A 26,990-nucleotide genomic window follows, 5' to 3' on the forward strand; every position below is an offset into this window, starting at 1 on the left:
GAGGTGGTGCTGCTTCCTAGAGACTTCTGACTGCTAAACGTTCGTGGGCCCGGGCACGTGCCCAGCTTTCAGCATCCAGCACTGAATCCACCGTCAGCCCGGAGGAACCTGAGTGTTCGCTGAGCACACTGTCCACGGTATCGACGATGTCGGTAAACCGGATCCGGCCGTCGTGGAACGCCGTCACTGCCTCTTCATTGGCCGCATTGAACACGGCAGGGAAGGTGCTTCCCTGCCGGGCGGCGTCCTTGGCAAGGCCGACGGCGGGGAAGGCCTCGGCGTCCAGCGGCTCGAAGGTCCAGGTAGCGGCCTGGGTCCAGTCGCACGGGCTGGCGGCCTTGGGCACGCGCGCAGGCCAGCCAAGCCCCAGGGCGATGGGCAGCCGCATGTCGGGCGGCGAGGCCTGGGCGATGGTGGAGCCGTCGACGAACTGGACCATTGAGTGGACGATGGACTGGGGGTGGACTACCACGTCGATCCGGTCCAACGGGATATCGAACAACAGGTGGGCCTCGATGACCTCCAGGCCCTTGTTGACCAGCGTGGCGGAGTTGGTGGTGACCATCATGCCCATGTCCCAGGTGGGGTGGGCCAGTGCCTGCTGCGGGGTGACGTCGTGGAGCTCGTCCCGGCTCCTGCCCCGGAACGGTCCGCCGGAGGCGGTGAGGATGAGCTTGTCCACTTCGTCGGCGGTGCCTGAACGCAGGCATTGGGCAATCGCGGAATGTTCCGAGTCCACCGGCACGATCTGGCCGTCCCTTGCCGCGGCCTTGACCAGGCTGCCGCCCACGATCAGCGACTCCTTGTTGGCAAGGGCCAGGGTGGCTCCGGACTTAAGGGCCGCCAGGGTGGGTGCCAGGCCGATGGAACCGGTGATTCCGTTGAGCACCACGTCAGCCTCGACGGCGGCGATCCGGGCGGAGGCGTCGGGGCCGGCCACGATCTCCGGGCGGTATTCCGGACGGCCTGCCGCTGCGGCGGCGTCGCGGATCAGGCCTTCCAGCCGTCCGGGGTCTCCGGAGGCGATCCCCACGGCCGCGGCCCCGGTGTGGACAGCCTGCCGGGCCAGGAGTTCCAGGTTGCCGCCCCCGGCACTGAGTGCCACCACCTCGAACAGGTGCGGGTCGCCGTCGACGACGTCAATCGCCTGGGTGCCGATGGAACCGGTGGATCCTAGGAGGACGACTCTGCGTGGCTGCATTGCTTAAGTATCCCGCACCCTTCCCGGCCTGCCTGCGCCCCCGGCCTGCAGACGGGCCTTAATCGCCTTGACCCGCGGACGGCCGGGCGTAACGTGGATTGCGTGGACTGGCTCACGTGGTTTGATGCGCCGGAGTACGAATTTGCCCGGCAGGTACTGCAGCGGGGTGTCGCCGCATTGTATTTCGTTGCGTTCCTGTCCACGCTGAACCAGTTTCCCGCCCTGCTCGGCGAGCGCGGCCTCCTCCCGGTGCCGGAGTTCCTGGCGGCATTCACCCGCCTGCGCCGGCCAACGCTGTTCCGCTGGCGGTACTCGGACAGGCTGCTTCGCGGTGTCTGTGCCGGCGGCCTGGTGATGTCGGCGCTGCTCGTGGCGGGGATACCGCAGGCCGGGCCGCTGTGGGTCCCTATGATCGCTTTCCTGGCCCTGTGGCTGCTGTACATGTCGATCGTGAACGTGGGCCAGACGTTCTATGGGTTCGGCTGGGAAATGCTGCTCCTGGAAGCGGGCTTCACCGTGGCGTTCCTGGGCTCCAACCAGACGGAGCCGCCCCGGACCATCCTGATCCTGATTGTGTGGCTGGTGTTCCGGCTGGAGTTCGGGGCGGGAATGATCAAGATCCGCGGTGGCCGGGAATGGCGGGACCTGACGGCCCTGTACTACCACCACGAGACCCAGCCCATGCCCGGGCCATTGAGCCGGCAGGCGCATCTCCTGCCCAAGCCGCTGCACCGTATCGAAGTGGTGGGCAACCACATCGCCCAGCTGGTGGTGCCGTTCCTGCTGTTCGCCCCGCAGCCGGTGGCCGGCGTGGCGGCGGGGGTCGTCGTCGTGACCCAGCTGTGGCTGGTGGCCAGCGGCAACTTCGCCTGGCTGAACTGGATGGCAATCGTGCTGGCGTTTGCAGCCGTCAGCGATCCCGTGGCGCACGCCGTCATACCGGCAATTCCGGCAGACTGGGACGCCGCCACGGGAGGCCGGCAGGAGACCCCGCTGTGGTGGCTGGCCATCACCCTGGCAGCATCCGCCCTGCTGCTGGCCCTGAGCTACTGGCCGTTGCGGAACCTCTTCTCCCGCCGGCAGCTGATGAATGCCAGCTTCAACCGGTGGCAGCTGGTCAACGCCTACGGCGCGTTCGGCACCGTGACCAAGCAGCGCATCGAGATTGTGGTGGAAGGCACGCTGGACGACGATCCCGACGACGACCCGGAATGGCGCGAGTACGGTTTCAAGGGCAAGCCCGGGGATGTCCGCCGGATTCCGCGGCAGTGGGCCCCGTACCACCTGCGGCTGGACTGGCTGATGTGGTTCCTGCCGCTGCGCAGCGTGCACGAGGAATGGTTCTACGCGTTCCTGGCCAAGCTGCTGGCGGCGGACCGGCAGATGCTGCGGCTGCTGCGGCATGACCCGTTCGACGGCGCCGCGCCGCACTGGGTGCGCGTGCGCAGTTACCATTACCGCTTCGCCACGCGGAAGGAGTTCCGGGAGACGGGTAACCGGTGGGTGCGGACGCTGCTCTACGAGCCCATCCCGCCAACGTCCCTGCGCAGGTCCCCGGGACGCCAACGCTAGCCGAACGTCCCGCTATGCCTACACAGCGGCGCGGCGCACGATCTCCTGGGCGTGCTTGAGGATTGGCCCGTCGATCATTTTCCCCTGGTACTGGAACACTCCCGATCCGGCTGATGCTGCGGCATCCAGGAGGGCAACCGCGGCGGCCACCTCGTCTTCCGAAGGCGCGTAGGCCTTGCGGACCACGGCGGCCTGGCTGGGGTGGATGCAGGCCTTCGAACTGAAGCCCGAGGCCACGGCGTCGGCAGCCTCGGCTGCCAGTCCGTCAAGGTCAGGGATGTTGGTGTAGACCGCATCCACCGCTTCCTTGCCGTAGGCGCGGGCTGCCAGCAGGACGGCGGAGCGGGCGTGCAGCGCAACCGCCCGGTAGGCGCCGTCGTCCTTCCGGCTGGACGTTCCACCCAGGGTGGCCAGCAGGTCCTCGGCGCCCCACATCAGGCCCACCACGTTAGGGGCGGCGGCGATGGCAGGCGCATTGAGCACGCCAAGCGCCGTTTCGCACAGGGCAATCACCTGGTAGCCCTCCAGCGCTTTGAGCTGTTCGGCGGATTCGGCCTTGGCCAGCATCACCGTGCGGTAGGGGGTGTGGGCCAGGCAGTGCAGGTCCTTTTCGAAGTCCTCAGTCCCCACGGGATTCACCCTGACAATGGTGCAGCTGGGTTCGAGCTCAGGTTCCACACCGGTGGTTCCCAGCTGGGCCAGGATGGCGCCTCGGGCGCGCTGCTTGTCGGCCGGCGCCACCGCGTCTTCAAGGTCCAGGATCACGGCGTCTGCCCGGGCGGCGGCTTTCTGGTAGCGCTCCGGCCTGTCGGCGGGGCAGAAAAGCAGTGCGGGGCCCATTACGAAAGTCATACCGGCATTGTCCCCTGTCCGGCGTCCTGCGTCTTGGCGTGGGCGTCGCGCGTCCACATGAGGCAGCTGCGGGTGGCCCGGGCCACGACTGTTCCGTCCTGGTTGCGCCCGGTGTGCTCCATGGTCACGATGCCCTGGCCGGGCCGTGAGGAGGAAAGCCGCTTTCCGGTGACGGCTGTCTCCGTGTAGAGCGTGTCTCCGTGGTAGAGCGGGTGCGGGAAGGAGACGTCGGTCAGGCCCAGCTGGGCGATGATGGTTCCCTGGGTGAGCTGGGTGACGGACTGGCCCACCATGGTGGCCAGGGTGAACATCGAGTTCATGAGCCGCTGGCCGAAGGGCTGCCCGGCGCTCCAGGCAGCGTCCAGGTGCAGGGCCTGGGTGTTCATGGTCAGCGTGGTGAAGAGGACGTTGTCGGCTTCGGTCACGGTGCGTCCGGGCCGGTGGGCGTACAGCACGCCCTCCTCCAGCTCGTCGAAGTACAACCCGCGCTGCTCGATGACCCGCCGGCCGCCGTCGTCCTTTTGCCTGGAAACCGGACCGTTGCCATCCGTCATACGGTCAGTTCCTGGTCTTCCTCGAACAGGTCGGCGCCGGTGGCGGCCACCACGTCCTCGAGCGATACGTTGGGGGCCAGTTCGCGCAGCACCAGGCGTGAGGGGCCGCCGTCCTTCACGATGTCAATGACGGCGAGGTCCGTGACGATCCGGTCCACACAGCCCTTGCCCGTGAGGGGCAGGGTGCATTGTTTGACGATCTTCGGATTCCCGTTCCGGTCCACATGCTCCATCATCACGATCACCCTCTTGGCCCCGAACACCAGGTCCATGGCACCGCCCATTCCCTTGACCATCTTGCCGGGGATCATCCAGTTGGCGAGGTCGCCGTTCTCCGCCACTTCCATGGCGCCGAGGACGGCGAGGTCCACGTGGCCGCCGCGGATCATGCCAAAGGATGTCGCGGAGTCGAAGAACGCCGCTCCCCTGTTGACCGTCACGGTTTCCTTGCCGGCGTTGATCAGGTCCGGATCCACCGCGTCGTCCGCAGGGTAGGGGCCGACGCCGAGGATGCCGTTCTCCGAGTGCAGCACCACCTCCACCCCGGCGGGGATGTAGTTGGGGATCAGGGTGGGCATCCCGATGCCCAGGTTCACGTACTGGCCGTTGCGAAGCTCCCTGGCCACCCGCGCGGCGAGTTCGTTGCGCGTCCAGCCCTTCGTTTCGGCGGGGGACGTGGAGTCGCCGGGCCCTGCATGCTGCTGGGAACCGGCCCGCCGGTATTCCGCGCGGACGGCTTCGGGGCGCGGCGCTTCAGGGCTGTTCGGATCCATGGTCATGCTCCTGCCTGCTGGTGGCTGCCTGGTGTTCTTCCTCCTGGGCCCGGCGCCGTCAGGGCAACGGTCCGCTTTTCGATCCGCTTCTCCCCGTCCCGGGCCAGGACCACGCGCTGGACGAAGATGCCAGGAGTGTGGATGTGTTCGGGGTCCAGTTCGCCGGGCTCCACGAGTTCCTCCACCTCGGCGATGGTGATCCGGCCGGCCATGGCGCACAGGGGGTTGAAGTTCATGGCGGTGGCATGGAACACCAGGTTGCCGTGGCGGTCGCCCTTCCAGGCGTGCACCAGCCCGAAGTCCGGTGTGAGGGACTCTTCCAGGACGTAGTCCACGCCGCCGAATGACCGCACTTCCTTGGGCGCGGAGGCAACCGCGATGCCGCCGTTGGCGTCGTACTTCTGCGGCAGGCCGCCGTCGGACACCTGCGTGCCCACCCCCGCCTTGGTGTAGAAGGCCGGAATGCCCGCACCACCGGCCCGCAGCTTTTCAGCAAGCGTGCCCTGGGGTGTGAGCACCACCTCGAGCTCACCGGCCAGGTATTGGCGCGCAAATTCCTTGTTCTCGCCCACATAGGAGCTGATGGTGCGGCGGATACGCCCGTCCCGGAGCAGGATGCCCAGGCCCCAGTCGTCCACCCCACAGTTGTTGCTGACGGTCTCCAGACCGGAGGTGCCCGCCCGGTGCAGGGCGTCGATCAGGGCAACCGGAATTCCGCAAAGGCCGAACCCGCCCACCGCCAGCGAGGCGCCGTCCGGGATATCCGCAACCGCCGCGTCGGCGCTGGCAACAACCTTGTCAATCATCAGTGATCCTCTCAGGCCGGCTACGGTCCCAGGTCCTACAGACCCAGTTCGCGGGCGATCAGCATCAACTGGACCTCCGTGGTGCCCTCCCCGACTTCAAGGATCTTGGAATCGCGGTAGTGGCGCGCCACGGTGAACTCGTTGATGAAGCCATAGCCGCCGAATACCTGGGTGGCATCCCGCGCGTTGTCCATGGCCGCCTCGCCTGCGACCATCTTAGCGATGGCCGCCTGGGTCTTGAACGGCTTGCCGGCAAGCATCCGGAAGGCCGCGTCGTAGTACGCCAGGCGGGCGGTGTGGGCCCGGGCTTCCATGCGGGCGATCTTGAACGAAATGGCCTGGTACTTGCCGATGTTCTGCCCGAAGGCGCTGCGTTCCCTCGCGTATTTGACCGAGAGGTCCACACAACCCTGGGCTGCGCCGGTGGCCAGCGCCGCAATGGCGATCCGGCCCTCGTCCAGGATGGACAGGAAGTTGGCGTAGCCGCGGCCTTCCACGCCCAGCAGGTTCGCTTCCGGGACGCGGACATCCTTCAGCGTCAGGGGGTGCGTGTCCGATGCGTTCCAGCCCACCTTGTTGTACGGCTTTTCCGCCTTGAAGCCGGGAGTGTCGGTGGGCACCAGGATGGTGGAGATGTCTTTTTTGACGGTGCCGTCCCCGCGTTCCTGCTGCCCGGTTACGGCAGTGACGGTGACCAGCCGGGTGATGTCCGTTCCGGAGTTGGTGATGAACTCCTTGGTGCCGTTGATGACCCAGTTGCCGTCTTCGCGCCGGGCGTGGGTCTTGGTCCCGCCCGCGTCCGACCCGGCCTCGGGCTCGGTAAGTCCAAAGCCTGCGAGCGCCTGGCCGGACGCCAGCATGGGCAGCCACTGCTGTTTCTGCGCGTCCGTGCCGAAGCGGTAGACGGGCATGGCCCCGAGGGACACCCCGGCCTCCAGCGTGATGGCGACGGACTGGTCCACCCGGCCGAGCTGTTCCAGGGCGAGGGCCAGTGCGAAGTAGTCCCCGCCCATGCCGCCGTATTCCTCGGGGAACGGCAGCCCGAAAAGGCCCATCTCGGCCATCTGCTTCACCACTTCGTACGGGAAGCTGTGCTCTTCGTCGTGCTTGGCGGAGACCGGGGCCACCACGTTGTCCGCGAAATCGCGCACGGTGTCGCTGAGGTCCCGGTATTCCTCGGTCAGTTCAAAACCGGTCATGGTCAGGCTCCTTCGCCTTGGATTGCAGCTGCGTCTGTTGCTGTCTCTGTGCTGTCTGTTTTTACGCCGGTGGCAGCGGGATGGATGGTGGCCAGCACCTGGTCGGCCTTCACCAGGTCACCGGTACGGGTGGCCAGGTGGACCGTCCCGGCCAGCGGGGCCACCAGGTGGTGCTCCATCTTCATGGCCTCCACGGAAACCAGGACTTCCCCGGCCTGGACGGCGTCCCCGTCGGCCACCGGGACGGCCACGACGGTCCCGGGCATCGGCGAGCGCACCTCCGGGTCGGCCGCCCCTTCCTGCCGCTGGATGGCGGCCAGCACGCGTTCCAGCCGCGCCTCCCGGGTCAGTACGTCCAGGCGGCAGGACCAGCCGTCGTTGCCGAGGTAGAGCTGTGTGGGGCCGTCGGGCACCGCGTTATCCCACGGTTGGACGGCAGCCCCTGTGGAGTCCGCAGCCAGCCGGTAGCCGTGGTGCTGGCCATCGAGGTCAAGTTCGAGGCCTTGCCGGCTGGACCACTGCAGGGCGGCCGGATGCTGCGGACCGCCGTTGACGGCGACCACGGCTCCGGCTCCCCCATTGGGACTGCCGCCGACCTGCACGGTGGCCACGCCGCCGTCGGGCGTTCCCAGGCTGATCCGGCGTGGTGCCGCTGCGCCGAGCCGCCAGCCGTTCCTGCCCTGCCACGGCCCGCGCCCGGGGCTGGGGCCGGGGGTGTTCTGTGCTTCCAGCGACAGGACGAACAGCGCGGCGGCCACCAGTTCGGGGTTCCCGATGCGCCGGAATTCCAGTCCGGGCAGCTTCCGTTCGATCAGCCCGGTGTCCAGGTGCCCTGCCTTGACGTCGGAGTCGTTGACCAGGAGCCGCAGGTACTCGACGTTGGTCTCGATGCCCAGTGCCGTGTAGCCGGCCAGGGCACCATCCAGGGCGGCCAGGGCGGCGGCACGGTCCCCGGCCCAGGCGATCACCTTGGACACCATGGGGTCGTAGTGCGCCGACAGTTCCAGGCCTTCCACCAGCGAGGAGTCCACCCGTACCCGCCCCTGGGTGCCGGCGGGCAGTTCGTCGAGCATCAGCACGGTCCCGGTGGACGGGAGAAAGTTCTTTTCGGGCACCTCACCGTAGACCCTTGCCTCCACGGCGTGGCCGGAAAGCTCCACGTCCGCCTGGCGGACGGTCAGCTCCCCGCCCGCTGCGATCCGCACCTGCCATTCCACCAAGTCGATGCCCGTGACCATTTCGGTGACGGGGTGTTCCACCTGCAGCCTGGTGTTCATCTCCATGAAGAAGAACTCGTCCGGCGCGTCATCGGAGACCAGGAACTCCACGGTCCCGGCGCCCACGTAGTTCACGCTGCGGGCCGCGTTGCAGGCGGCCTCGCCAATCCGGTCGCGCACTTCGGGGCCGTTGGGCAGGCCCTCGAGCAGGGGCGACGGGGCTTCCTCGATGACTTTCTGGTGCCGCCGCTGGAGGGAGCATTCGCGCTCGCCGAGGTGGATGACGTTGCCGTGGCTGTCCGCCAGCACCTGCACCTCGATGTGCCTCGGGGTGGTCACCAGGCGCTCCAGGAACAGGGTGTCGTCGCCGAATGCGGCGGCGGCGACGCGCCGGGCCGTGGCCAGGGCGGCGGGCAGGTCCGCCTGGTTTTCGACGGCGTGCATCCCCTTGCCGCCGCCGCCCGCGGACGGCTTGATGAGGAGCGGAAAGCCGACGGCGGCAGCAGCCTCCATCAGTTCGCTGTCCGTCATGCCGGGCTTGGCAATGCCGGGGACGACGGGCACGCCGTACCCCGCCACGTGGTTCTTGGCGCGGATCTTGTCACCCATGACGTTCAGCGCTTCAACGCCCGGGCCAATGAACGTGATGCCGGCCTTTTCCAGGGCCCTGGCGAAGTCCACGTTCTCGCTCAGGAAACCGTAGCCGGGGTGTACCGCTTCCGCCCCGGACTGCCGGCACGCGTCCACGATGGCGTCCGCGTTCAGGTAGCTTTCGGTTGCAACGGCGGGGCCGATCCGCACGGAGGCATCGGCTTCGCGCACGTGCCGGGCGCCGGCGTCGGCATCGCTGTAGACGGCGACCGAACGGATGCCCAGCTGCCGCAGCGTCCGAATGACGCGGCAGGCGATTTCGCCGCGGTTGGCCACCAGCACGGTGCCGAAGAGGGGCTTGCCGTCGGCCGTTGCGGTGGGGACTTCCCCGGTAGTGGCTGTGTTGGTTTGCATGGTCATTGCTGGCTCACATCCGGAAGAGGCCGAAGGAGGTCTCCGGCAGGGGGGTGCGGGAGACGACGTCGAGCGCCAGGCCCAGGACGGTTCGGGTATCGGCGGGATCGATGACGGCGTCGTCCCACAGCCGTGCAGTGGAGTAGTAGGGGCTGCCCTGGTCCTCGTACTGCTGCCGGATGGGCGCTTTGAACGCTTCCTCGTCATCGGCCGGCCAGTCCTCCCCCGCCGCTTCATACTGGTCCCGCTTAACGGTGGCCAGCACGCTGGCGGCCTGGTTGCCGCCCATCACCGAGATCCGGGCAGCAGGCCACATCCACAGGAACCTCGGCGAGTAGGCACGGCCGCACATGGAGTAGTTGCCGGCACCAAAGGAGCCGCCGATCATCACGGTCAGCTTGGGGACCCGCGCGGTGGCAACGGCCGTCACCATCTTGGCGCCGTTCTTGGCGATGCCGCCCTGCTCGGCGTCCCTGCCCACCATGAAGCCGGAGATGTTCTGCAGGAACAGCAGGGGGATACCGCGCTGGTCGCACAGTTCAATGAAGTGCGCGCCCTTGAGCGACGACTCGCTGAACAGGACGCCGTTGTTGGCCACGATTCCCACCGGGTGCCCGTGGATCCGGGCGAAACCTGTGACCAGCGTGGTGCCGTAGTCCTTCTTGAACTCGTGGAACCTGCTGCCGTCCACCAGCCGGGCAATCACCTCGTGGACGTCGTAGGGAGCATTGACGTCCGTGGGCACCGCACCATAGAGCCCGTCCGGGTCCACGGCGGGTTCGACGGCGGCCTCCACCTGCCAGGCGGGCGCCGCGGGAGGCGGCAGGGTGGAGACGATGTCCCTGACGATCTGCAGGGCATGCTCGTCATTTTCGGCGAGGTGGTCCGTCACACCCGAGACCCGGGAGTGCACCTCGCCCCCACCGAGTTCCTCGGCCGTCACGATTTCCCCGATGGCCGCCTTCACCAGCGGCGGTCCGCCCAGGAAGATGGTGCCCTGGTTCCGGACGATGACGGTTTCGTCGCTCATGGCGGGGACATAGGCGCCGCCGGCCGTGCAGGACCCCATCACGGCAGCGATCTGTGGAATTTTGGCGGCTGAGAGACGCGCCTGGTTGTAGAAGATCCGGCCAAAGTGGTCCCTGTCCGGGAAGACCTCGTCCTGCTTGGGCAGGAAGGCCCCGCCCGAATCCACCAGGTAGATGCAGGGCAGGCCGTTCTCCAGCGCGACCTCCTGGGCGCGGAGGTGCTTCTTCACGGTCATGGGGTAGTACGTGCCGCCCTTGACGGTGGCGTCATTGGAGATGACCAGGACCTGCCGGCCGTGCACCAGGCCGATGCCGGCGATGACTCCGGCACCGGGTGCATCATCGCCGTACATGCCGTTGGCGGCCAGCGGTGCGATCTCCAGGAACGGGCTGCCCTCGTCCAGCAACTGGTCGATGCGGTCCCGCGGCAGGAGCTTGCCGCGGGCCACGTGCCGCTCGCGCGACTTCCGGGGCCCGCCCAACGCTGCATCCGCCAGCCTCTTCCGCAGTTCGCCGGCGAGCGACAACTGCGCTTCCCGGTTGGCGCGGAAGGACTCGCTTGCGGGATCAAGCCGGGTGGCCAGGGTCTCCATCGACGGTCCGTCCTAAGGGTGGGCCAAGCCGGCCCAAGCCAACTCGGTTAGTGACTAATAACTGAAATTCAGGTTAGTCTCGATTAACTGTGATGTCCAACACACTGCTGTCTTGCTAGAATCTGCGGGGTCCAAGGAGGAAAAGTGCGCAGCAATACAGTGCAGCCGGCCCCTGCCACCCAGCCCGTTCCCACAACCCAGTCCGCTCCCACAACCCAGCGCGGCAAGGCCAAGGAGAACCGGCGGCAGGCTTTGCTGTCCGCCGCGGCCTCGCTGTTCGCGCTGAATGGCTTCAACCGCGTTTCGCTGGAGGACCTCGGCGCGGCGGCAGGCGTCAGCGGCCCAGCGGTCTACCGCCACTTTCCCGGCAAGCAGGCCGTCCTGGCCGACCTCCTGGTCACCGTGAGCCAGGAATTGCTGGACGGCGGGCGGCGGGTGGCGCAGAGCACGCCCAATCCCCTGGCTGCCCTGCGGCAACTGGTGGAATTCCAGGTGGATTTCGCGCTCGGAAAACCGGACGTAATCCGGGTGCAGGACCGTGACTTCAGCAACTTGTCGGAGCAGGACCAGTCCGCGGTGCGTACCCTGCAGCGCAGCTACGTGGAGGTCTGGGTGGACATCCTGGGCAAGGTGCACCCCGGCATCGGTGCGGCTGAACTGCGCATGCGGGCCCACGCGACATTCGGCCTGATCAACTCCACGCCGCACTCCGTCCGGCGTCACGGCACCGGACTGGCGGCCGGGGTTGCCCGCCCCCTGCTTGAACGGATGGCACTGGCAGCCCTGATGGTGGACAGCGCACCTACAGCCGAACGGGGCGCCTAGTCCCCCGGTCAGACCATCGTGAGGACCATTCCCGGCTCGGCAAGGATCGCTCCGACGTCGGCCAGGAACCGGGACCCCTGTTCGCCGTCCACCAGGCGGTGGTCAAAGGACAGGCTCAGCGTGAGCACCTGCCGCAGTGCCACCTCGCCCTTGTACTCCCACGGCATGGTCCGCACCGCACCCAGGCCCAGGATCGCCGCCTCCCCCGGGTTGAGGATGGGGGTACCCGCGTCGATGCCAAATACGCCGATGTTGGTAATGGAGATGGTACCGTCGGACAGGTCAGCGGGCTGGGTCTTGCCAGCCCTGGCGGTTTCCGCGAGCGCTGTCAGCGCCTGGGCAAGCTGCGGGAGCGCCATGGCGTCGGCGTCCTTGATGTTGGGGACCATCAGTCCGCGGGGTGTGGCGGCGGCAATGCCCAGGTTCACGTAGTTGAAGGTGACGATCTCCTGGTTGTCCTGGTCCCAGCGGGAATTCAGCGCCGGGTTCCGCCGCACGGCCACCAGGACGGCCTTGGCAGCGAGCGTCAACGGGGTGAGCCTGATTCCGGAGAACTCCCTGCTGTTCTTGAGTTTCGCCAGCAACTCAAGGCTGGGCGTGACATCCACGGTGAGGAATTCGGTGGCGTGCGGAGCGGTGAAGGCGCTCTGCACCATCGCCGCCGCGGTGAGCTTGCGCACGCCCTTGATGGGAGTCCGGGTCTCCCGCTCCCCCGGCCGGGTTCCACCGGCTACCGGCACGGGTCCGGCCGGCGGCGCAGCAGGCTCGCCCTCGTGCCCTGCAAAGTCCTGGACGTCCTCCCGCGTGATCAGCCCGCCGGGACCTGTGCCGTGCACCTGCGCGAGGTCAACTCCCAGGTCTTTGGCCAGTTTGCGGACGGGAGGCGTGGACCGGGGTCGCTCGGCAGGCTGGACATGGCCAACCTGGACATGGCCAACCTGGACATCGGCAGGCCGGGCGGGCTCAACCACCGGCGCCAGGTTCCCGGAAGCCTCCACCGGGGCGAAGTTCCGCGGCCGCCGCGTTGGCCGGCCGGAACCTTCGACGACGGCGCCGTACCCCACCAGGTTGGGTTCCCGTTTCGGCGTCTCCGCTGCGCTTGGAGCTTCCGGGGGTGCTGCCTCCCCCATCCCCGGCGAAAAGGCGCCGGGCGCCTGCGCAGGTGACGCACCGGCGTCGTCCGCCACCTCGAAGGAGACGATCGGCTTGCCCACCTCCACCACGGAACCCGGCTGTTCGTGGAGTTCCTTGATGACGCCGGCAAACGGCGACGGGAGCTCCACCACGGCCTTGGCGGTTTCCACTTCGGCGATGACCTGGTTCAGGCTGACGGTGTCGCCAACGGCCACTTTCCAGCTGAGGATTTCGGACTCCGTGAGTCCTTCACCCAGGTCGGGGAGCCGGAATTCCTTGATCATGGTGGCGCTCATCCTTCCAGCCCGCTCAGGGAATTGGGGCGGCCCAGGGCGCGGTCCACGCCATCGAGGATGCGGTCCAGGCCCGGCAGGTGGTGCATTTCCAGCTTGGAGTACGGGTAGGGAATGTCGAACCCGGTCACCCTCACCGGAGCGGCCTCCAGATGGTAGAAGCAGCGCTCCGTAATGCTGGCCGCCACTTCCGCGCCCAGCCCGCCGGATTGTGCGGCCTCGTGCGTCACCACCAGGCGCCCGGTCTTCCGCACGGACGCCACCACGGGCTCATAGTCCACGGGCGCCAGCGAGCGCAGGTCGATGACTTCAATGGAGATGCCTTCGTCCGCCGCGGCGGAGGCGGCATCCAGGGCCGTCTTGACCAGGGGCCCATAGGCCACCAGCGTGACGTCGCTGCCGTCGGTCAGGACGCGGGCCTTGTCCATGGGCAGGGCGGAACGCGGGTCCATGGACTCATCCACTTCGCCTTTGTCGTGGTAGCGGCGCTTGGGTTCGAAGTACAGCACGGGGTCGTCGCAGGCGATGGCCTGCTGGATCACGGTGTATGCGTCCTGCGGGTTGGCCACGGTCACCACCCGAAGCCCTGAGGTGTGCGTGAAGTAGGCTTCCGGGGATTCGGAGTGGTGTTCCGGCGAGCCGATGCCGCCGCCGAACGGCACCCTGATGGTGATGGGCATCCTGACCGCCCCGCGGGTGCGGTAGTGGAGTTTTGCCACCTGGCTGACGATTTGGTCGAACGCCGGGTAGATGAAGCCGTCGAACTGGATCTCCACCACGGGCCGGTAGCCGCGGTAGGCCAGGCCTACGGCGGTGCCCACGATGGCGGACTCCGCGAGCGGGGTGTCCACCACCCGGTGCTTGCCGAAGTCTTTTTGCAGGCCGTCCGTCACCCGGAAGACGCCGCCCAGGGCGCCGATGTCCTCGCCGAGGAGGACCACCTTGGAGTCGTTTTCCAGCGACTTGCGCAGCCCTGCATTGATGGCACGGGCAAAGGTCAACTGGGTCATCAGCGTGCACCTTCCTTGGAAACGGCTCCGTCGGGGTCACCGAAGGACGCCAGGTAACGGGCGTAATGCTCCTGCTGGCGTTCCAGCCAGGAATTGGGCGTGCTGTAGACGTGCTTGAAGATGTCCATGGGCTGGGGGTCCGGCATGGTGGTGCATCCTCGGCGCATCTCCGATGCAACGGCATCGGCTTTGTCCTTGACCTGCTGCTGCAGCTCCGCGGTCAGGATTCCCTTCCGGTCCAGGAGGCCGGCCAGCCGGGAGATGGGGTCCTTGGCGGCCCAGTCCTCCAGTTCATTGGCGTCCCGGTAGCGGGTGGGATCGTCGGCGGTGGTGTGCGGGCCCATGCGGTAGCTGACGGCCTCGATGAAGGTGGGACCGCCGCCGCGACGGGCCCGGTCCAGTGCCAGCCGGGTGGCAGCCATGACCGCCAGGACATCGTTTCCGTCCACCCGCAGGCTTGGGATGCCGAAACCCGTGGCCCGGTCCGCGAGCTGGATGTGGGTCTGCAGCCGTACGGGCTCGGAGATGGCCCAGTGGTTGTTGGTGCAGAAAAACACCACCGGGGCCTGGAAGCTGGCGGCGAACACCATGGCCTCGTTCAGGTCGCCCTCACTGGTGGCACCGTCCCCGAAGTAGGTAACGGCCACGGCGTCGGCGCCGTCATTCTGGATCCCCATAGCGTAGCCCGTGGCGTGCAGGGTCTGGGCGCCGATGATGATCTGCGGCGTTGCCATGTTGATGCTGTACGGGTCCCAGCCGCCGGAGGCGTTCCCCCGCCACACCCGGAGGAGGTCGGTCAGGTCAACACCGCGGCAGTACGCCACTCCGTTCTCGCGGTAGCTGGAGAACACGAAGTCGTCCGCCCGCAACGCCCTTCCGGACCCTATCTGGGCTGCCTCCTGGCCCAGGAGCGGGGGCCACAGGGCCAGTTCACCCTGCCGCTGCAGGGCCGTGGCCTCCACATCGATCCGGCGGATGACGGTCATGTCCTCGAAGAGGGAGCACAACTGATCGTCGGTAATGTCCCGGACCCAGAAATCAAACTCCGGGTGGCTGATGCGCTCACCTGACGGGGTGATCAGCTGGAGGAGATCCGGTCCGGCTTCGCCGGGGGTTTTCGTGCTTTCGGGGGTTTTTGCGCCGCCAGGGCCCGTTTCGTCTGTAGACACGATTGCCGCAACCTTCGTACGTCGTTGACCCGTGGTTTGCGGACTTTTGGCCCTGCCGCCACCGGCCTTCCGGGCGTCATTGCCCCAGATACTGTGACCCTACTCACAATGCCCAACGGGTACAACCACTGCGGCGCTTATTGAGCAGGATGCCCTGTCTGGAGAGCTGGCACCGTGCTAGCGTTGCGCATTATGCGAGCTTTGGATGGCACTGACACCCGCCTGTTGTCGGCACTCGCGCAGGATCCCCGCCGCACCGTGGTGGCCCTCGCGCAGAAGCTGGGTCTGTCCCGCAATACCGTCCAGGCGCGCATGGCCCAGCTGGAAAAGAAGCACGTCTTCCTGTCCTTTGAACGGCGCATCAATCCCGTGGCCCTGGGGTATCCGCTCATGGCTTTCATCTCCGTCCACGTGCAACAGCAGAGGCTCGGGCAGCTGGCGGAGGACATTGCCGCCATCCCCGAGGTGCTGGAAGGTTACGGGCTGACAGGATCAGCGGACCTGCTGCTGCGCGTGGTGGCCAGGGACGCAGAGGATCTCTTCCGTATCAACGGCAAGATCCTGGCCTGTGATGGCGTGGAGCGGGCTGACACCGCCCTGGCGATGGGTGAGTTGATCCCCTTCCGGGTGCAGCCCCTGCTGGACCGCGGCACGGAGGGCGCCTAGCGCAGGCACCGGACCTTTCGCGCGGCGCTGCACGCACGACGGCGGGGGGCAGGGTTATAGGCTGGATTCCGTCATATGCCGGGCCGGGAGAGGCCCGGGCCAGTACGCCGGCGCCACAGCGCCTGTCAGACGAGAGGCCTCCCTTTTGAGCAGTCCCCAGGATCCGTACCGGCAGGGCCGGGCGGGCTACACGCCACAGCAGTTTCCAGCACTGCCGGAGCAGCCCGCCCCGTTCGGCCTCCCGGGGGAACCGCCCCGGCAGCGGAGCCGGCGGAGGCTGTGGATCATCCTTGGCAGCATCGGCGGGGTGCTGCTCCTGGTGATCCTCGGCGTCGTCATCCTGGTGAACGTGGTGGGAAGCGCCACCAACCAGGCCAGGGGCCTGGCGGACGGCTTCACCAGGAAAGTCATCGCCGGCGACACCTCCCGCGCCTATGACGAATACCTTGACCCGGCCCTGCAGAAGCAGCTTTCCAAGGAGGCCTTCATCTCAGGGGTGAAGAGCCTGGAGATGGACAGTTCCTGCCAGCCCGCCTACAACGAGCTCAAGGTGGCCACCGACAACGGGATGAAGTCGGCCGAGGTAGTGGGCCAGATCAGCTGCACCGGCAAGAAGGTGGACCTCGCCTACCGCTTCGAAGGCACGGACCGGCTGCTGATGACCAACATCAAACTGCGGCCGGCAGCCTAGCCGGACGGCCGGCGCCCCGGGCAGCGCGGCACCGATCGGGAAAGTGGAAAGGGTACTGATCTTTTTACCCATCCATGCGCGGCCATGATCCGAATCGCTTCCGAGGGTCCCGACCAGGGGCCTGTTTATCCGGCGGGAACTGCTGCCCGCCCTATCGGAAGGAACCGGCCATGCGCAACTCACCCAACCGCCTCGTCGCCACCGTTTTCGGAGCCGTCTACCTGCTGGTGGGCCTCCTGGGCTTCGCTGTCACGTCCGGCGTCGGTTTCGCCGCCACCGAAGGCGCGAACCTCATCATCTTCGAAGTCAATCCGCTGCACAACGTCATCCACCTGGCCATCGGCGCCGCGCTGCTCTTCGCCGGGCTTCGCGGAACGGCCACCGCCCGAACCGTGAACGCCACGGTAGGCGCCGTCTACCTCCTGGTGGGCATCGTGGGTCTGTTCCTGCTCAACTCGCCGCTGAACATCATCGCCCTGAACGGCGCCGACAACGTCCTGCACCTCGCCAGCGCCGTACTCCTCCTCGGCGTGGGCCTGTCGCTGGACAAGTCCCCGGCCACCGCAAGGGCTTAGCCGTGGCGGTCCCGGTACCGGTCCGGCCGATGGCGCCGGACCAACCAGGCCTGCAGGCGGGCAGTGCTGTTCGACTCGTCACCGGGTTTGCGGGCTTTGGTGCGGGATCGGTCAACCTCGCCATTTCGTCCAGTATCTTTTCGGCAGCAGCGGGACCTGCGGCCACCCCAGCGGTTGCCGCAGGTGTTGCGGCCGGGGCCTGGGGGCTGATGCTGCTCGCCGCTGCCGTGGTGTTCCTGGCAAGGGACCGGCTGCCGGGCGGCCGGAAGTCGCGGTATGTGCTGGCCGGTGCAGCCGCCGTCCACCTGGCCGCGATGGCATCACCTCCCGTTGCCGGCCCGGCCTCAGGCCTCAGCCTGACCCACCTTTCGGCGTTGCTGCTCACGCTGATGATCCTCGCGTCGCTCGGGTGGCTCCAGCGCGAACGGCAGCACCGCGAACCGCGGATTCCGTCCGCAGGGGCCGGAGGGCGGCCGGGCCGGCTGTTGCTGGGAGCTTTCGCCGGCGCCGTCCTGGTGGCAGGGATTGCGACGCCGGGCCTCGCCGCCTCGACGGCCGGCCAGTACGCCGTCCCGCACGGCGGGCACGGGAACCCGGCGCCGGGCGGCCACCACCAGCACTGAATCCCCCCTTCCGGTAAAGCGCGCGGGGGCGGCAAACGCAAAGAGCCTCCAGGCCGCGGTATGCGGCTGGAGGCTCTTCGCTGTCATGCCGACGCTGCCGGCATATCCACCAGTGGCCAGCCAGTCAGTGGTCCGGCTGTCAGTGGTCCACGGCCTTTTCGGCTCCGATGCCCGTGAGCGAGCGGACTTCCATTTCCGCCTGCTTCGCGGGGTCTTCCGTCCTCTTGTCCAGGGTGGTGCCCAGCCAGCCCAGGAAGAAGGCCAGCGGAATGGACACAATGCCCGGGTTGCTGAGCGGGAAGAGGGCGAAGTTGGCCCCGGGGATCATTGAGGTCTTCGCACCGGAAACCACCGGGGAGAACACGATGAGCAGGATCGCCGCGGCCAGGCCGCCGTACATGCTCCACACGGCACCCTGGGTGGTGAACTTCCGCCAGAACAGCGAGTAGATGATGGTGGGCAGGTTGGCTGAAGCGGCGACGGCGAAGGCCAGCGCCACCAGGAAGGCAACGTTCTGGCCGTTGGCGAAGATACCGCCCAGGATGGCCAGGATGCCGATTACCACCACGGTGCGCCGGGCCACCCGGACTTCAGTCGCCGCGTCGGCCTTGCCCTTGGCGATGACGTTGGCGTAGATGTCATGCGCGAAGGATGCGGCAGCCGTGATGGTCAGGCCTGCCACCACCGCCAGGATGGTGGCGAAGGCGACAGCGGAGATGAAGCCGAGCAGCAGCGGCCCGCCCAGGTGGAAGGCCAGCAGCGGGGCGGCAGCGTTGACGCCGCCCGGGGCGCCCTTGATGGTGTCCGGACCCACCAGGGCCGCAGCACCGTAGCCCAGCACCAGGGTGAACAGGTAGAACAGGCCGATCAGCCAGATGGACCAGACCACGGACTTGCGCGCTTCCTTGGCCGTGGGCACCGTGTAGAAGCGCATCAGGACGTGCGGCAGGGCTGCCGTGCCCAGGACCAGCGCCAGGCCCAGGGACATGAAGTCCAGCTTGGAGGTCTCGGTCTTGCCGTACTGCAGGCCCGGGTTGAGCACGGCCGGGTTGTTGGCCGTCTCCACAGCGCCGCCCAGCAGGGCGGAAAGGTTGAAGCCGTAGATGGCCAGGACCCACAGGGTCATGACTGCGGCGCCTGCGATCAGCAGCATGGCTTTGATGATCTGGACCCAGGTGGTGCCCTTCATGCCGCCGATCAGGACGTACATGATCATGAGGGCGCCGACGACGACGATCACCAGGGCCTGGCCGCCCCAGTCGCTGATGCCCAGCAGGAGCGAAATCAGGCTTCCCGCACCGGCCATCTGGGCCAGCAGGTAGAAGAAGCAGACGGCCAGGGTGGAGATGGCGGCCGCGATCCGCACCGGGCGCTGCTTCAGCCGGAAGGAGAGCACATCGGCCATGGTGAACTTGCCGGTGTTGCGCAGCAGTTCGGCCACAAGCAGCAGCGCCACCAGCCAGGCCACCAGGAAGCCGATGGAGTACATGAAGCCGTCATAGCCGTTGATGGCGATGGCACCGGTGATGCCCAGGAAGGATGCTGCCGACAGGTAGTCGCCGGCGATGGCGGTGCCGTTCTGCGAGCCCGTGAACGAACGCCCGGCGGCGTAGTAGTCGGCGGCAGTTTTGTTGTTGCGGCTGGCGCGGAACACGATCACCATGGTCACGGCCACGAAAAGGCCGAAGATGCCCATGTTCAAAAGGGTGGTTTCCTTGAGGGCGGCAACGTCCACCGCGGCTGGGATTGCGATCATTTGTTGGCTCCGCCCACTCGGTTTCCATTCTTATCGAATTCGTGGCCCTCGATCTCATGCCTGATTTCCGAGGCGATGGGGTCCAGTTTCCGGTTCGAGTAGTGGACGTACCAGCCGGTGATGGCAAAGGTCGAGATGAACTGGAGCAGGCCCAGGATCAGGCCCACGTTGATGTTGCCCCAGACCTTGGTGGACATGAACCCCACCGCGTAGTCGGCGAGCAGGACATAGGCGAAGTACCACAGCAGGAAGGCCACTGCCATGGGGAAGACAAAGCTGCGGTGACGCTTGCGCAATTCCTGGAACTGCCCGGTCGACTGGACCTGCTCGAAGTCCACGGACGCCGCTGCGTCCGGAGTATGGGCATCATTACCCATGATTCCTCCTCATTGAGTTGCCGGTACACACCGGGCGGCAGGCCCTGGGACGAAGGCCCCGGACTGGGGCTTCGGACAGGGACACTGCGCAGAGGCACTGCACAGGAACACCGCAGATGTGACACCAATCACTCTGCCGCTGCCGGCCTGCCCGTTCCAGAACTTCGCCGCCCACGGTCGCTCAACGGTTGCGATGCTGCGGCAAACGGCACCCGCCGCTACGCTGGGCACCATGCCGGACTCCCCCCTCCTCACCGCTGCGGCCGTTGCGGTGATCGCCATGGCCATTGCCGTCGTCGTCGGCGTGGGCCTGAAGGTGCTCCGCTCCTTCAGGGACCTTGGCACTGACGCCGAGCGCGCCACCTACCACACGCTCCACGCGGCATCCCAGGCCGGGCAGCACCTGCGCCGCGGCCTGAACCCGGCCGGCGCTGCCAAAGCCAGCCGGCAGCTGCGCACCCTCCTGGGCTGCGACGCCCTGGCGATCACGGACACGTCCGGCGTGCTGGCCTGGGACGGCGGCGCCGAGGACATCCGGCCGCACCTGATGGAACTCGCCGCAGGGGTCCTTTCGTCGGGCCGGACCGCTGTCCTCTCCGCAGGCGTGGACGGAACCGGCGGCCGCCTTGCCGGCGTCATCGCCCCGGTGCGGGCCGGCACCCGTATAGTCGGCGCCGTGGCCGCCTTCGCTCCTTCCGCCGGGGCGGGCCTGGTCAGGGCGACGGGGGAAGTGGCCGACTGGGTGGCGGTGCAGGTGGAGCTCGCGGAATTGGACGCGTCCCGCACCCTGCTGATGGAGGCGGAAGTGCGGGCGCTGCGTGCCCAGATCAGCCCGCACTTCATCTACAACTCACTGAACGCCATCGCGTCGTTCATCAATACGGACCCTGAACGGGCCAGGGAGCTGGTGGTGGAGTTCGCGGACTTCACCCGCTACTCCTTCCGCCGGCACGGCGACTTCACCACCCTCGCAGAGGAGCTTCGCTGCATCGACCGCTACCTGCTGCTGGAACGGGCCCGGTTTGGTGAGCGCGTGCAGGTCAGCCTGCGCATCGCCCCCGAAGTGCTCAGCACCGTCATCCCCTTCCTCAGCCTCCAACCACTGGTCGAGAACGCCGTCCGGCACGGGCTCGAGGCCAAGGCGGGGCCCGGTCATATCAGCATCACCGCCGAGGACGCCGGCGCATTCGCGGAAGTCACCATTGAGGACGATGGCGTGGGAATGGACCCGGAGCAGCTCCGGTCGGTGCTGGCGGGGCATGCGGACGGGGACCACGTGGGGCTGCGGAACGTCGATGCCCGCCTCCGGCAGGTGTACGGCAACGACCATGGACTGGTGGTGGAAACCGCGCCCGGTGAGGGAACGCTGATCACCATGCGGGTGCCAAAGTCCCAGCCCGGGCACGATGCGTGAGGCGGCCGCTGCAGCTGGAAGTACCCTAGGAGAATGATTAACGTCCTCGTCGTTGATGATGAGCTGCCCGCCGTTGAGGAACTGGCGTTCCTGCTGGGCAGGGACGAACGCATCGGCAAGGTGCTGCGGGCGACGTCCGGCGCTGAAGCACTCACGGCCCTGTCCGCCGGGAGCATCGACGCCGTCTTCCTGGACATCCATATGCCCGCCGTGTCCGGCCTGGACATCGCCGGCGCCATCGCCCGGAGCAGCAATCCCCCGGCCGTTGTCTTTGTCACCGCCGACGAGGAGCACGCCCTGGCGGCGTTCGAACTCGCCGCCGTGGACTACCTGCTCAAGCCGGTGCGTGCCGAGCGCCTGGCCCGCTCCGTGGGGCGGATCAGTGAACTGCGCGACGGCGGCGCGGCACCGGAGATGATCACGGTTGACCAGGGCGGGACCACCAGGATGATCCGCCGCGACGACGTCACCTACGTCCAGGCGCAGGGGGACTACGCGCGGCTGCACACCGCCGATGCCAGCTACCTCATCCGGGTGCCGCTGGCCGACCTTGAACAGCAATGGGCGGACGCCGGCTTCATCCGCACCCACCGCTCCTACCTGGTGGCACTGAAGCATGTGTCCTCAATGAAGCTGGCGGCCGACGGGCCGCGCGTCACGGTGGCGGGCGCGGGCCTCCCCATCAGCAGGCGGCACCTGCCCACCGTGCGGGAAAGGCTGGAGGCCACCAGGATCAGGCCGCACGCATGAGCCGCGTCCGGGTCACCGCACCGCACGCTTTCCCCCGGTCCCCGGCGCAGGGCGGGCGGCGTTCGCTCGAATCGCGTGAAGCCGCACAGGATTCCGAGGTGGGTCAGGTGTTCGTCCGCTCCCTCATCAGGTCCCAGCTGCGGCTTGCCCTGGTGGTGGCGGGCGGCTTCCTGCTGATCCTTGCCGCTTTCCCGTTGATCCTTGTGGTGGTTCCCGGCCTGGCCGAAACCCGGATCGGCGGCCTCCCGTTCGGCTGGCTCCTGCTGGGGGTTGGGATCTACCCGGTGATCGGGTTGAGCGCCTGGCTGTACGTCAGGACTGCGGCGCGCAACGAGGCCCGCTACCGGGACCTGGCCGGCGAACCATGAACACGCGTTCGCACCACAACCCGGTGAGGTACGGGTGAATGCCGGCGTCGCCATGGCAGCCGTGGCGGTGGTGTCCCTTGCCACGGCCATTATTGGTTTCTACGGGCTGCGGATCTCACGCACCACGGGGGACTTCTACGTTGCCTCGCGCACCGTGCGGCCGTGGTGGAACGCGTCGGCGATCGGCGGCGAGTACCTGTCCGCCGCCAGCTTCCTGGGCGTGGCCGGGCTCATCCTGCTGTCCGGGACAGACGCGCTTTGGTTCCCGGTGGGATACACCGCCGGCTACCTGATGCTGCTGCTCTTCGTCGCCGCGCCGCTGCGGCGTTCGGGCGCCTACACCATCCCGGACTTTACCGAATCACGGCTCTCTTCCAGGACGGTGCGGAGGGTTACCAGCCTGGTGGTGGTCGTGGTGGGGTGGCTGTATATCGTCCCGCAGCTCCACGGAGCGGCCCTGACCATCCACATCGCCACGGGCCTGCCGTCCTGGGTGGGTTCCGTGGCCGTCGTGGTGGTGGTTTGCCTGACGGTGGTGGCGGGCGGAATGCGGTCCATAACCTTTGTCCAGGCGTTCCAGTACTGGCTCAAGCTGACCGCCCTGGCCGTGCCCATCCTGTTCATCATCTTCGTGCTGGCGGGCCACGGGGCCCAGCCGCAGTCCGCGCCGGCGGTCAACCCCACGGACCTGGCACCCGCCGGGCTGTACCAGAACGTGTCCCTGCTGGTGGCCCTGCTGTTCGGCACCCTGGGGCTGCCGCACGTGCTGGTGCGTTTCTACACCAATCCGGACGGGCACTCGGCGCGGCGCACCACCCTGATCGTCCTGGGCCTGCTGTCCGTGTTCTACCTCTTCCCCACGGCCTACGGCCTGGTGGCCCGCATGTACGCACCCGGCCTGGCCCGTTCCGGACAGCCGGACGCCATGGTCCTGCGGCTGCCGGGTGAACTCGTCGGCGGGATGCCCGGGGACCTGCTCTCTGCCCTGGTGGTGGCGGGCGCCTTCGCCGCGTTCCTGTCCACCACGTCGGGCCTGGTGGTGTCGCTTGCCGGCGTCATCAGCCAGGACGTCCTGGGCGGCAGCGTCCGCGGTTTCCGCCTCGCCGCCGTCGTGTCCGCCGTCGTCCCCCTTGGCTTTGCCTTCATGACGGGATCCCTGGCACTGGCCGGCAGCGTGGGCCTGGTCTTCGCCTTCACCGCCTCCACCGTGTGCCCGGTCCTGCTGCTGGGCATCTGGTGGCGCGGCCTGACCGACGCCGGGGCCATCGCCGGCATGCTGACCGGCGGGGTGCTGTGCGGCGGGGCAATGATTGCGGGCTCCGTGACCGGTTCGGTGCAGACACCCGCGTGGCTCGCGCAGCCTGCGGCGTGGAGCGTGCCTGCCGCCTTCGCCGTCATGGTCATCGTGTCCCGGGCCACCTCCCACCGGGTTCCCGCCACGATGCCGCGGATCATGACCCGCCTCCATACCCCGGAGCGGCCGCTGGCCACCGAACGGGGGCCGGGAGGACAATAACGCCATGTCCACCCAGGACGGCGGTACGTCCGACCAGCATGGTGCAGTTCCGGCCTCCGTGCGTGCGCAGCTGCTCGCCACGGAACACTGGGGCCTGCTGGCATCCCGCAGCACGGCCCAAGGCGAGGTACTGACCCGCATCAGCATGTTCCTCACCTTTACGTCGGCAAGCCTGGTCAGCGTGGCGCTGGTGGGGCAGGCCACAGGGTTTTCGGATGCCTTTGTCCTGCTGGCCGTGGTTATTCTCTTCATCGACGTGGCGATCGGGCTCCTGACCCAGCTCCGGGTCATGAACGTGGCGCACGAGGACCTCATGTACGTCACGGCAATGAACAGGTTGCGGGCTGCCTACGTGGACCTTGATCCGGGAGTGGCACCGTACCTGATGGCTGCGCACCACGACGACGAGCCAGGCTCCCGGCAGACGTACTACTTCTTTGGGGGCAGGGGCAGCTTCAGCCATGTGGCGGGCAGCAGCATGATCTTCATGGCGACGGCGAACGCCGCCTTGATTGCCATCCTTTCGGGCCTGCTGGTGACTCTGGCCGGAGCGGGTATGGCGGCAGCCCTTGTGGCGGGCGCCGCATGCGGTGCAGGGTTCCTCGGCGTGGCCGCCGTGAAGGGGTACAGGGGCTATCGCGATGTATGGCGTCGTTTTGCGCCGCTCTCCCCCACTCCGCCGCGGGACCGGGAATAGCGGCTGCGGGGCGTGGCCCCGTCAGTCGATGGCAGCCATCAGTTCGACGACGCGGTCCAGGAAGGCATCCACTTGGGATTCCTCGTAGCCATCCTGGCCAACCGCCGGGCGGAAGACTGCGCGGCGCACGCTGTCCACGCTCAACGGCTTGTCCTGTTCGAGGTAGGCGACAAGTTCGTGGCACAGCCGGTCGACGTCGGCCGTGTTGTAACTGCGGGCCTTCTTCTTGGTGGGCCGGCGGAAGCGGTCACCGTCCGGCCGGTGCAGCCGTCCCCGGAGGATGCCGGAGAGGCTTCCGATCTCGCGCAGCCAGGCTTCCTCGCCCTGGGCCGCGATGAGCTCATCCCGTTCCCGGCGGGCGAAGGCGTCCTCCAGCCGGTCCAGTGCGGCGTCCACGACGGCCGCGGAGTAGCCGCCCTTGACGGGGTCGAAGGACACGGCCCTGACATCGGCGCTGTTGACGGGGTCGGTGGCGGCATGGGGTGTTTCCAGCGAGACCCGCGCCCGCTGCAGGAACTCGTCCACCTGCTTGGCGTTGTACCCGTACTCACTGCGCTGCACGCGCTCAAAGGACGCAGGGATTTGCCGATGAATGTCCAATGCCACTTCGATTCCTTCAATGCTCTTCAGCCGTAGTGCTTCCGCACCAGTCTAGGATGCCGGGGTTGCTTCAGCCGCCCGGGCCCTTTTTATGTCGGACGCCCGGTTGTGCCGGGACTGATGGGTTATGCGCCGGCCACGAGCCCGTACAGGATGAAGGCCACGGGCGAGGCGAAGACGATGGAGTCCAGCCGGTCCATGACACCCCCGTGTCCGGGCAGGATGCTGCTCATGTCCTTGACGCCCAGTTCACGCTTGACCATGGATTCGCCAAGGTCACCGGCTGTGGCCGCGGCAACGGTTCCCACCGCCAGCACCACTCCTACCCACCAGGGCTTGTCCAGCACGAAGATGGCAGCCAGCACGCCGATCAGCATGGCGCCCGCCGCGGACCCTGCGAATCCCTCCCAGGATTTCTTGGGGCTGATCTTCGGCGCCATGGGGTGCTTGCCGATGGACGCGCCCACGAGGTAGCCGAACGTGTCGTTGGAGACCACCAGCAGCAGCATGACGGCAATCTCCCACGCACCGATGGGGGCGGCGCCGCCGGGCCAAAGCCCCAGCGGCGTGGTACCGGCCGCATGCAGCGGCAGTGCCGCGAAGCTGATGAAGAACGGTACCCAGCCCAGCGTGAAGACACCGGCGAAAATGCTGTTGGCCGATCCGGCGGCGCTTTCGATCGACCGCCACAGCAGGACTGCCACGGCGCTGAGGAGCAGGGCAAACAGTTGACTCTCGATGCCGCCGAAGTAGGCGGCGAAAGGCAAGGCCACCGTGCCGGTCATGACCGGCACGATGGGCATCCTGGTCCCGTTGTGCTCCAACGCCCGGTAGATCTCCCACACGCCAAAAACGGCGAAGGCCGCGACGATGGCTACGAAAGCCAGCGGGATGAACAGCAGGCCGCCCAGGACGGCAAGCAGCATCGCCAGGCCCACCACGACGGCGGCGGGCAGGTTCCGCCCGGCCTTTGGCGTCGGGTTGCTCCTGGGCTGCTTCCCCCGTGTGCGCGCCCTGGGTGCGGGGGCCTGATCTGCCTGGCCCATCAGACTTCGAGCAGCTCTGCTTCCTTGCGCTTGAGCAGCTCGTCGATGCCGTCCACGTGTGCCTTGGTGAGGCTGTCCAGTTCCTTTTCGGCGCGGGTGCCTTCGTCTTCGCCGGCCTCGCCGTCCTTCACCAGGCGGTCAAGGGTCTCCTTTGCCTTGCGGCGGATGTTGCGGATGGAGATCTTGGCGTCTTCGCCCTTGGTCTTGACGATCTTGACGTATTCCTTGCGGCGTTCCTTGGTCAGCTCCGGGATGGTGATCCGGATGACGTTGCCGTCGTTGGACGGGTTGGCGCCGACCTCGGAATCGCTCAGTGCGCGTTCGATGTCGCGCATGGCGGACTTGTCGAACGGGGTGATCAGGATGGTCCGGGCGTCCGGGATGGCGAAGGAGGCCAGCTGCTGCAGCGGGGTGGGAGAGCCGTAGTAGTCCACCAGGACCTTGTTGTAGAGGCCGGGATTGGCGCGACCGGTACGAATGGAGGCGAAGTCTTCCTTGGCTACCTCAACCGCCTTGTCCATCTTCTCTTCGGCCTCAAGCAAGGTATCTTCGATCACGGTCTCTCCTGACGGTTCTGGTGCAGTCCGGGGCGCCGGTTCCCTGCACTCACGTGGTTCTTTGTTGCCGTTTCCGTCCCCGCCGGGAGGGGCGGGGACGGAACTGTCCTGGAATCATCCTAG

At 67.4% G+C, this 26,990-nt stretch carries 27 protein-coding genes; 11 read left to right on the forward strand and 16 right to left on the reverse strand.

What is annotated here, in order from left to right:
- Window positions 1-16 precede the first annotated feature (16 nt).
- Window positions 17-1,201, reverse strand: a complete 1,185-nt coding sequence (dxr, locus tag FB478_RS10275; RefSeq protein ID WP_144600362.1) for a 1-deoxy-D-xylulose-5-phosphate reductoisomerase — start codon at window positions 1,199-1,201, stop codon at window positions 17-19.
- 102 nt (window positions 1,202-1,303) lie between these two features.
- Between dxr and FB478_RS10280 the strand changes: the two genes are divergently transcribed.
- Entirely contained in the window at window positions 1,304-2,773 is a 1,470-nt protein-coding gene (locus FB478_RS10280) for a lipase maturation factor family protein (protein WP_144600365.1), read from the forward strand.
- Between the two features lie 18 nt (window positions 2,774-2,791).
- Here the strand turns inward: FB478_RS10280 and FB478_RS10285 are convergent, their stop codons facing one another.
- From FB478_RS10285 to FB478_RS10315, 7 genes are read right to left on the reverse strand one after another with little or no spacing between them, the layout of a single operon-like run.
- Entirely contained in the window at window positions 2,792-3,625 is an 834-nt protein-coding gene (locus FB478_RS10285; protein WP_018771677.1) for a CoA ester lyase, read from the reverse strand.
- Window positions 3,622-4,179, reverse strand: coding sequence for a MaoC family dehydratase (locus FB478_RS10290; protein ID WP_018771676.1), 558 nt, complete (start codon window positions 4,177-4,179; stop codon window positions 3,622-3,624). Before FB478_RS10290 ends, FB478_RS10285 begins: the two co-directional genes overlap by 4 nt.
- Window positions 4,176-4,958 (reverse strand): CoA transferase subunit B, encoded by a 783-nt coding sequence (locus FB478_RS10295; protein ID WP_395858346.1) that lies wholly within the window; start codon window positions 4,956-4,958, stop codon window positions 4,176-4,178. The genes FB478_RS10290 and FB478_RS10295 overlap by 4 nt, the downstream gene beginning before the upstream one ends.
- On the reverse strand, window positions 4,955-5,758 hold the full coding sequence (locus FB478_RS10300) for a CoA transferase subunit A (protein ID WP_018771674.1): 804 nt from the start codon (window positions 5,756-5,758) through the stop codon (window positions 4,955-4,957). The genes FB478_RS10295 and FB478_RS10300 overlap by 4 nt, the downstream gene beginning before the upstream one ends.
- Window positions 5,759-5,793: 35 nt before the next feature.
- Window positions 5,794-6,957, reverse strand: coding sequence for an acyl-CoA dehydrogenase family protein (locus tag FB478_RS10305; RefSeq protein WP_018771673.1), 1,164 nt, complete (start codon window positions 6,955-6,957; stop codon window positions 5,794-5,796).
- A gap of 2 nt (window positions 6,958-6,959) precedes the next feature.
- Window positions 6,960-9,185, reverse strand: a complete 2,226-nt coding sequence (locus FB478_RS10310) for a biotin carboxylase N-terminal domain-containing protein (RefSeq protein WP_144600369.1) — start codon at window positions 9,183-9,185, stop codon at window positions 6,960-6,962.
- Window positions 9,186-9,192: 7 nt separating this feature from the next.
- A complete protein-coding gene (locus FB478_RS10315) occupies window positions 9,193-10,800 on the reverse strand; it encodes a carboxyl transferase domain-containing protein (RefSeq protein WP_144600371.1) in 1,608 nt (535 codons plus the stop codon).
- A 144-nt stretch (window positions 10,801-10,944) separates the two neighbouring features.
- Here FB478_RS10315 and FB478_RS10320 point away from each other — a divergent pair, with 144 nt between their 5' ends.
- Window positions 10,945-11,625, forward strand: coding sequence for a TetR/AcrR family transcriptional regulator (locus FB478_RS10320; protein WP_082581696.1), 681 nt, complete (start codon window positions 10,945-10,947; stop codon window positions 11,623-11,625).
- 8 nt (window positions 11,626-11,633) lie between these two features.
- On the opposite strand, the gene FB478_RS10325 is transcribed toward FB478_RS10320, so the two are convergent.
- Genes FB478_RS10325 through pdhA form a run of 3 tightly spaced genes read right to left on the reverse strand, consistent with a single transcriptional unit; the run spans window position 11,634 to window position 15,231 of the window.
- Window positions 11,634-13,043, reverse strand: coding sequence for a dihydrolipoamide acetyltransferase family protein (locus FB478_RS10325; RefSeq protein ID WP_261377380.1), 1,410 nt, complete (start codon window positions 13,041-13,043; stop codon window positions 11,634-11,636).
- Window positions 13,044-13,051: 8 nt separating this feature from the next.
- On the reverse strand, window positions 13,052-14,062 hold the full coding sequence (locus FB478_RS10330) for an alpha-ketoacid dehydrogenase subunit beta (RefSeq protein WP_056389946.1): 1,011 nt from the start codon (window positions 14,060-14,062) through the stop codon (window positions 13,052-13,054).
- A complete protein-coding gene (pdhA, locus tag FB478_RS10335) occupies window positions 14,062-15,231 on the reverse strand; it encodes a pyruvate dehydrogenase (acetyl-transferring) E1 component subunit alpha (protein ID WP_056389949.1) in 1,170 nt (389 codons plus the stop codon). The genes FB478_RS10330 and pdhA overlap by 1 nt, the downstream gene beginning before the upstream one ends.
- A 192-nt stretch (window positions 15,232-15,423) precedes the next feature.
- Between pdhA and FB478_RS10340 the strand changes: the two genes are divergently transcribed.
- The 4 genes from FB478_RS10340 to FB478_RS10355 all read left to right on the forward strand — a co-directional run bounded on the left by FB478_RS10340 (window position 15,424) and on the right by FB478_RS10355 (window position 17,786).
- Window positions 15,424-15,897, forward strand: a complete 474-nt coding sequence (locus FB478_RS10340) for an Lrp/AsnC family transcriptional regulator (RefSeq protein WP_018771667.1) — start codon at window positions 15,424-15,426, stop codon at window positions 15,895-15,897.
- A gap of 145 nt (window positions 15,898-16,042) precedes the next feature.
- Window positions 16,043-16,588 carry a hypothetical protein gene (locus FB478_RS10345; RefSeq protein ID WP_018771666.1) on the forward strand — a complete coding sequence of 182 codons (546 nt, stop codon included), beginning with the start codon at window positions 16,043-16,045 and terminating at the stop codon, window positions 16,586-16,588.
- Between the two features lie 170 nt (window positions 16,589-16,758).
- On the forward strand, window positions 16,759-17,163 hold the full coding sequence (locus FB478_RS10350) for a DUF4383 domain-containing protein (RefSeq protein ID WP_056389952.1): 405 nt from the start codon (window positions 16,759-16,761) through the stop codon (window positions 17,161-17,163).
- Between the two features lie 2 nt (window positions 17,164-17,165).
- Window positions 17,166-17,786, forward strand: coding sequence for a hypothetical protein (locus FB478_RS10355; protein WP_261377381.1), 621 nt, complete (start codon window positions 17,166-17,168; stop codon window positions 17,784-17,786).
- 139 nt (window positions 17,787-17,925) lie between these two features.
- Here the strand turns inward: FB478_RS10355 and FB478_RS10360 are convergent, their stop codons facing one another.
- Window positions 17,926-19,542 carry a cation acetate symporter gene (locus FB478_RS10360; RefSeq protein WP_018771663.1) on the reverse strand — a complete coding sequence of 539 codons (1,617 nt, stop codon included), beginning with the start codon at window positions 19,540-19,542 and terminating at the stop codon, window positions 17,926-17,928.
- The gene (locus FB478_RS10365; protein ID WP_018771662.1) at window positions 19,539-19,919 is read right to left on the reverse strand and encodes a DUF485 domain-containing protein; all 381 of its coding nucleotides are present in this window, start codon (window positions 19,917-19,919) and stop codon (window positions 19,539-19,541) included. The genes FB478_RS10360 and FB478_RS10365 overlap by 4 nt, the downstream gene beginning before the upstream one ends.
- A gap of 232 nt (window positions 19,920-20,151) precedes the next feature.
- Between FB478_RS10365 and FB478_RS10370 the strand changes: the two genes are divergently transcribed.
- From FB478_RS10370 to FB478_RS10390, 5 genes are read left to right on the forward strand one after another with little or no spacing between them, the layout of a single operon-like run.
- Window positions 20,152-21,333 carry a sensor histidine kinase gene (locus tag FB478_RS10370; protein ID WP_026266130.1) on the forward strand — a complete coding sequence of 394 codons (1,182 nt, stop codon included), beginning with the start codon at window positions 20,152-20,154 and terminating at the stop codon, window positions 21,331-21,333.
- Between the two features lie 33 nt (window positions 21,334-21,366).
- Window positions 21,367-22,083, forward strand: coding sequence for a LytTR family DNA-binding domain-containing protein (locus FB478_RS10375; protein ID WP_018771660.1), 717 nt, complete (start codon window positions 21,367-21,369; stop codon window positions 22,081-22,083).
- Window positions 22,080-22,451 (forward strand): membrane protein, encoded by a 372-nt coding sequence (locus FB478_RS10380; RefSeq protein WP_018771659.1) that lies wholly within the window; start codon window positions 22,080-22,082, stop codon window positions 22,449-22,451. Before FB478_RS10375 ends, FB478_RS10380 begins: the two co-directional genes overlap by 4 nt.
- Before the next feature lie 52 nt (window positions 22,452-22,503).
- A complete protein-coding gene (locus FB478_RS10385; RefSeq protein WP_377204789.1) occupies window positions 22,504-23,967 on the forward strand; it encodes a cation acetate symporter in 1,464 nt (487 codons plus the stop codon).
- 4 nt (window positions 23,968-23,971) lie between these two features.
- On the forward strand, window positions 23,972-24,664 hold the full coding sequence (locus tag FB478_RS10390; protein WP_144600375.1) for a hypothetical protein: 693 nt from the start codon (window positions 23,972-23,974) through the stop codon (window positions 24,662-24,664).
- A 21-nt stretch (window positions 24,665-24,685) separates the two neighbouring features.
- Here FB478_RS10390 and FB478_RS10395 read toward each other — a convergent pair whose 3' ends face one another.
- From FB478_RS10395 to frr, 3 genes are all read right to left on the reverse strand, one after another.
- Window positions 24,686-25,270 carry a DivIVA domain-containing protein gene (locus FB478_RS10395; protein WP_018771656.1) on the reverse strand — a complete coding sequence of 195 codons (585 nt, stop codon included), beginning with the start codon at window positions 25,268-25,270 and terminating at the stop codon, window positions 24,686-24,688.
- 119 nt (window positions 25,271-25,389) lie between these two features.
- A complete protein-coding gene (locus FB478_RS10400; protein ID WP_018771655.1) occupies window positions 25,390-26,310 on the reverse strand; it encodes a phosphatidate cytidylyltransferase in 921 nt (306 codons plus the stop codon).
- Window positions 26,310-26,867: a ribosome recycling factor gene (gene frr, locus FB478_RS10405; RefSeq protein ID WP_018771654.1), complete on the reverse strand. Its 558-nt coding sequence runs from the start codon at window positions 26,865-26,867 to the stop codon at window positions 26,310-26,312. The genes FB478_RS10400 and frr overlap by 1 nt, the downstream gene beginning before the upstream one ends.
- Between the last annotated feature and the right edge of the window lie 123 nt (window positions 26,868-26,990).

It is taken from the genome of Arthrobacter sp. AG367, assembly GCF_007828995.1.
Lineage (GTDB): Bacteria > Actinomycetota > Actinomycetes > Actinomycetales > Micrococcaceae > Arthrobacter.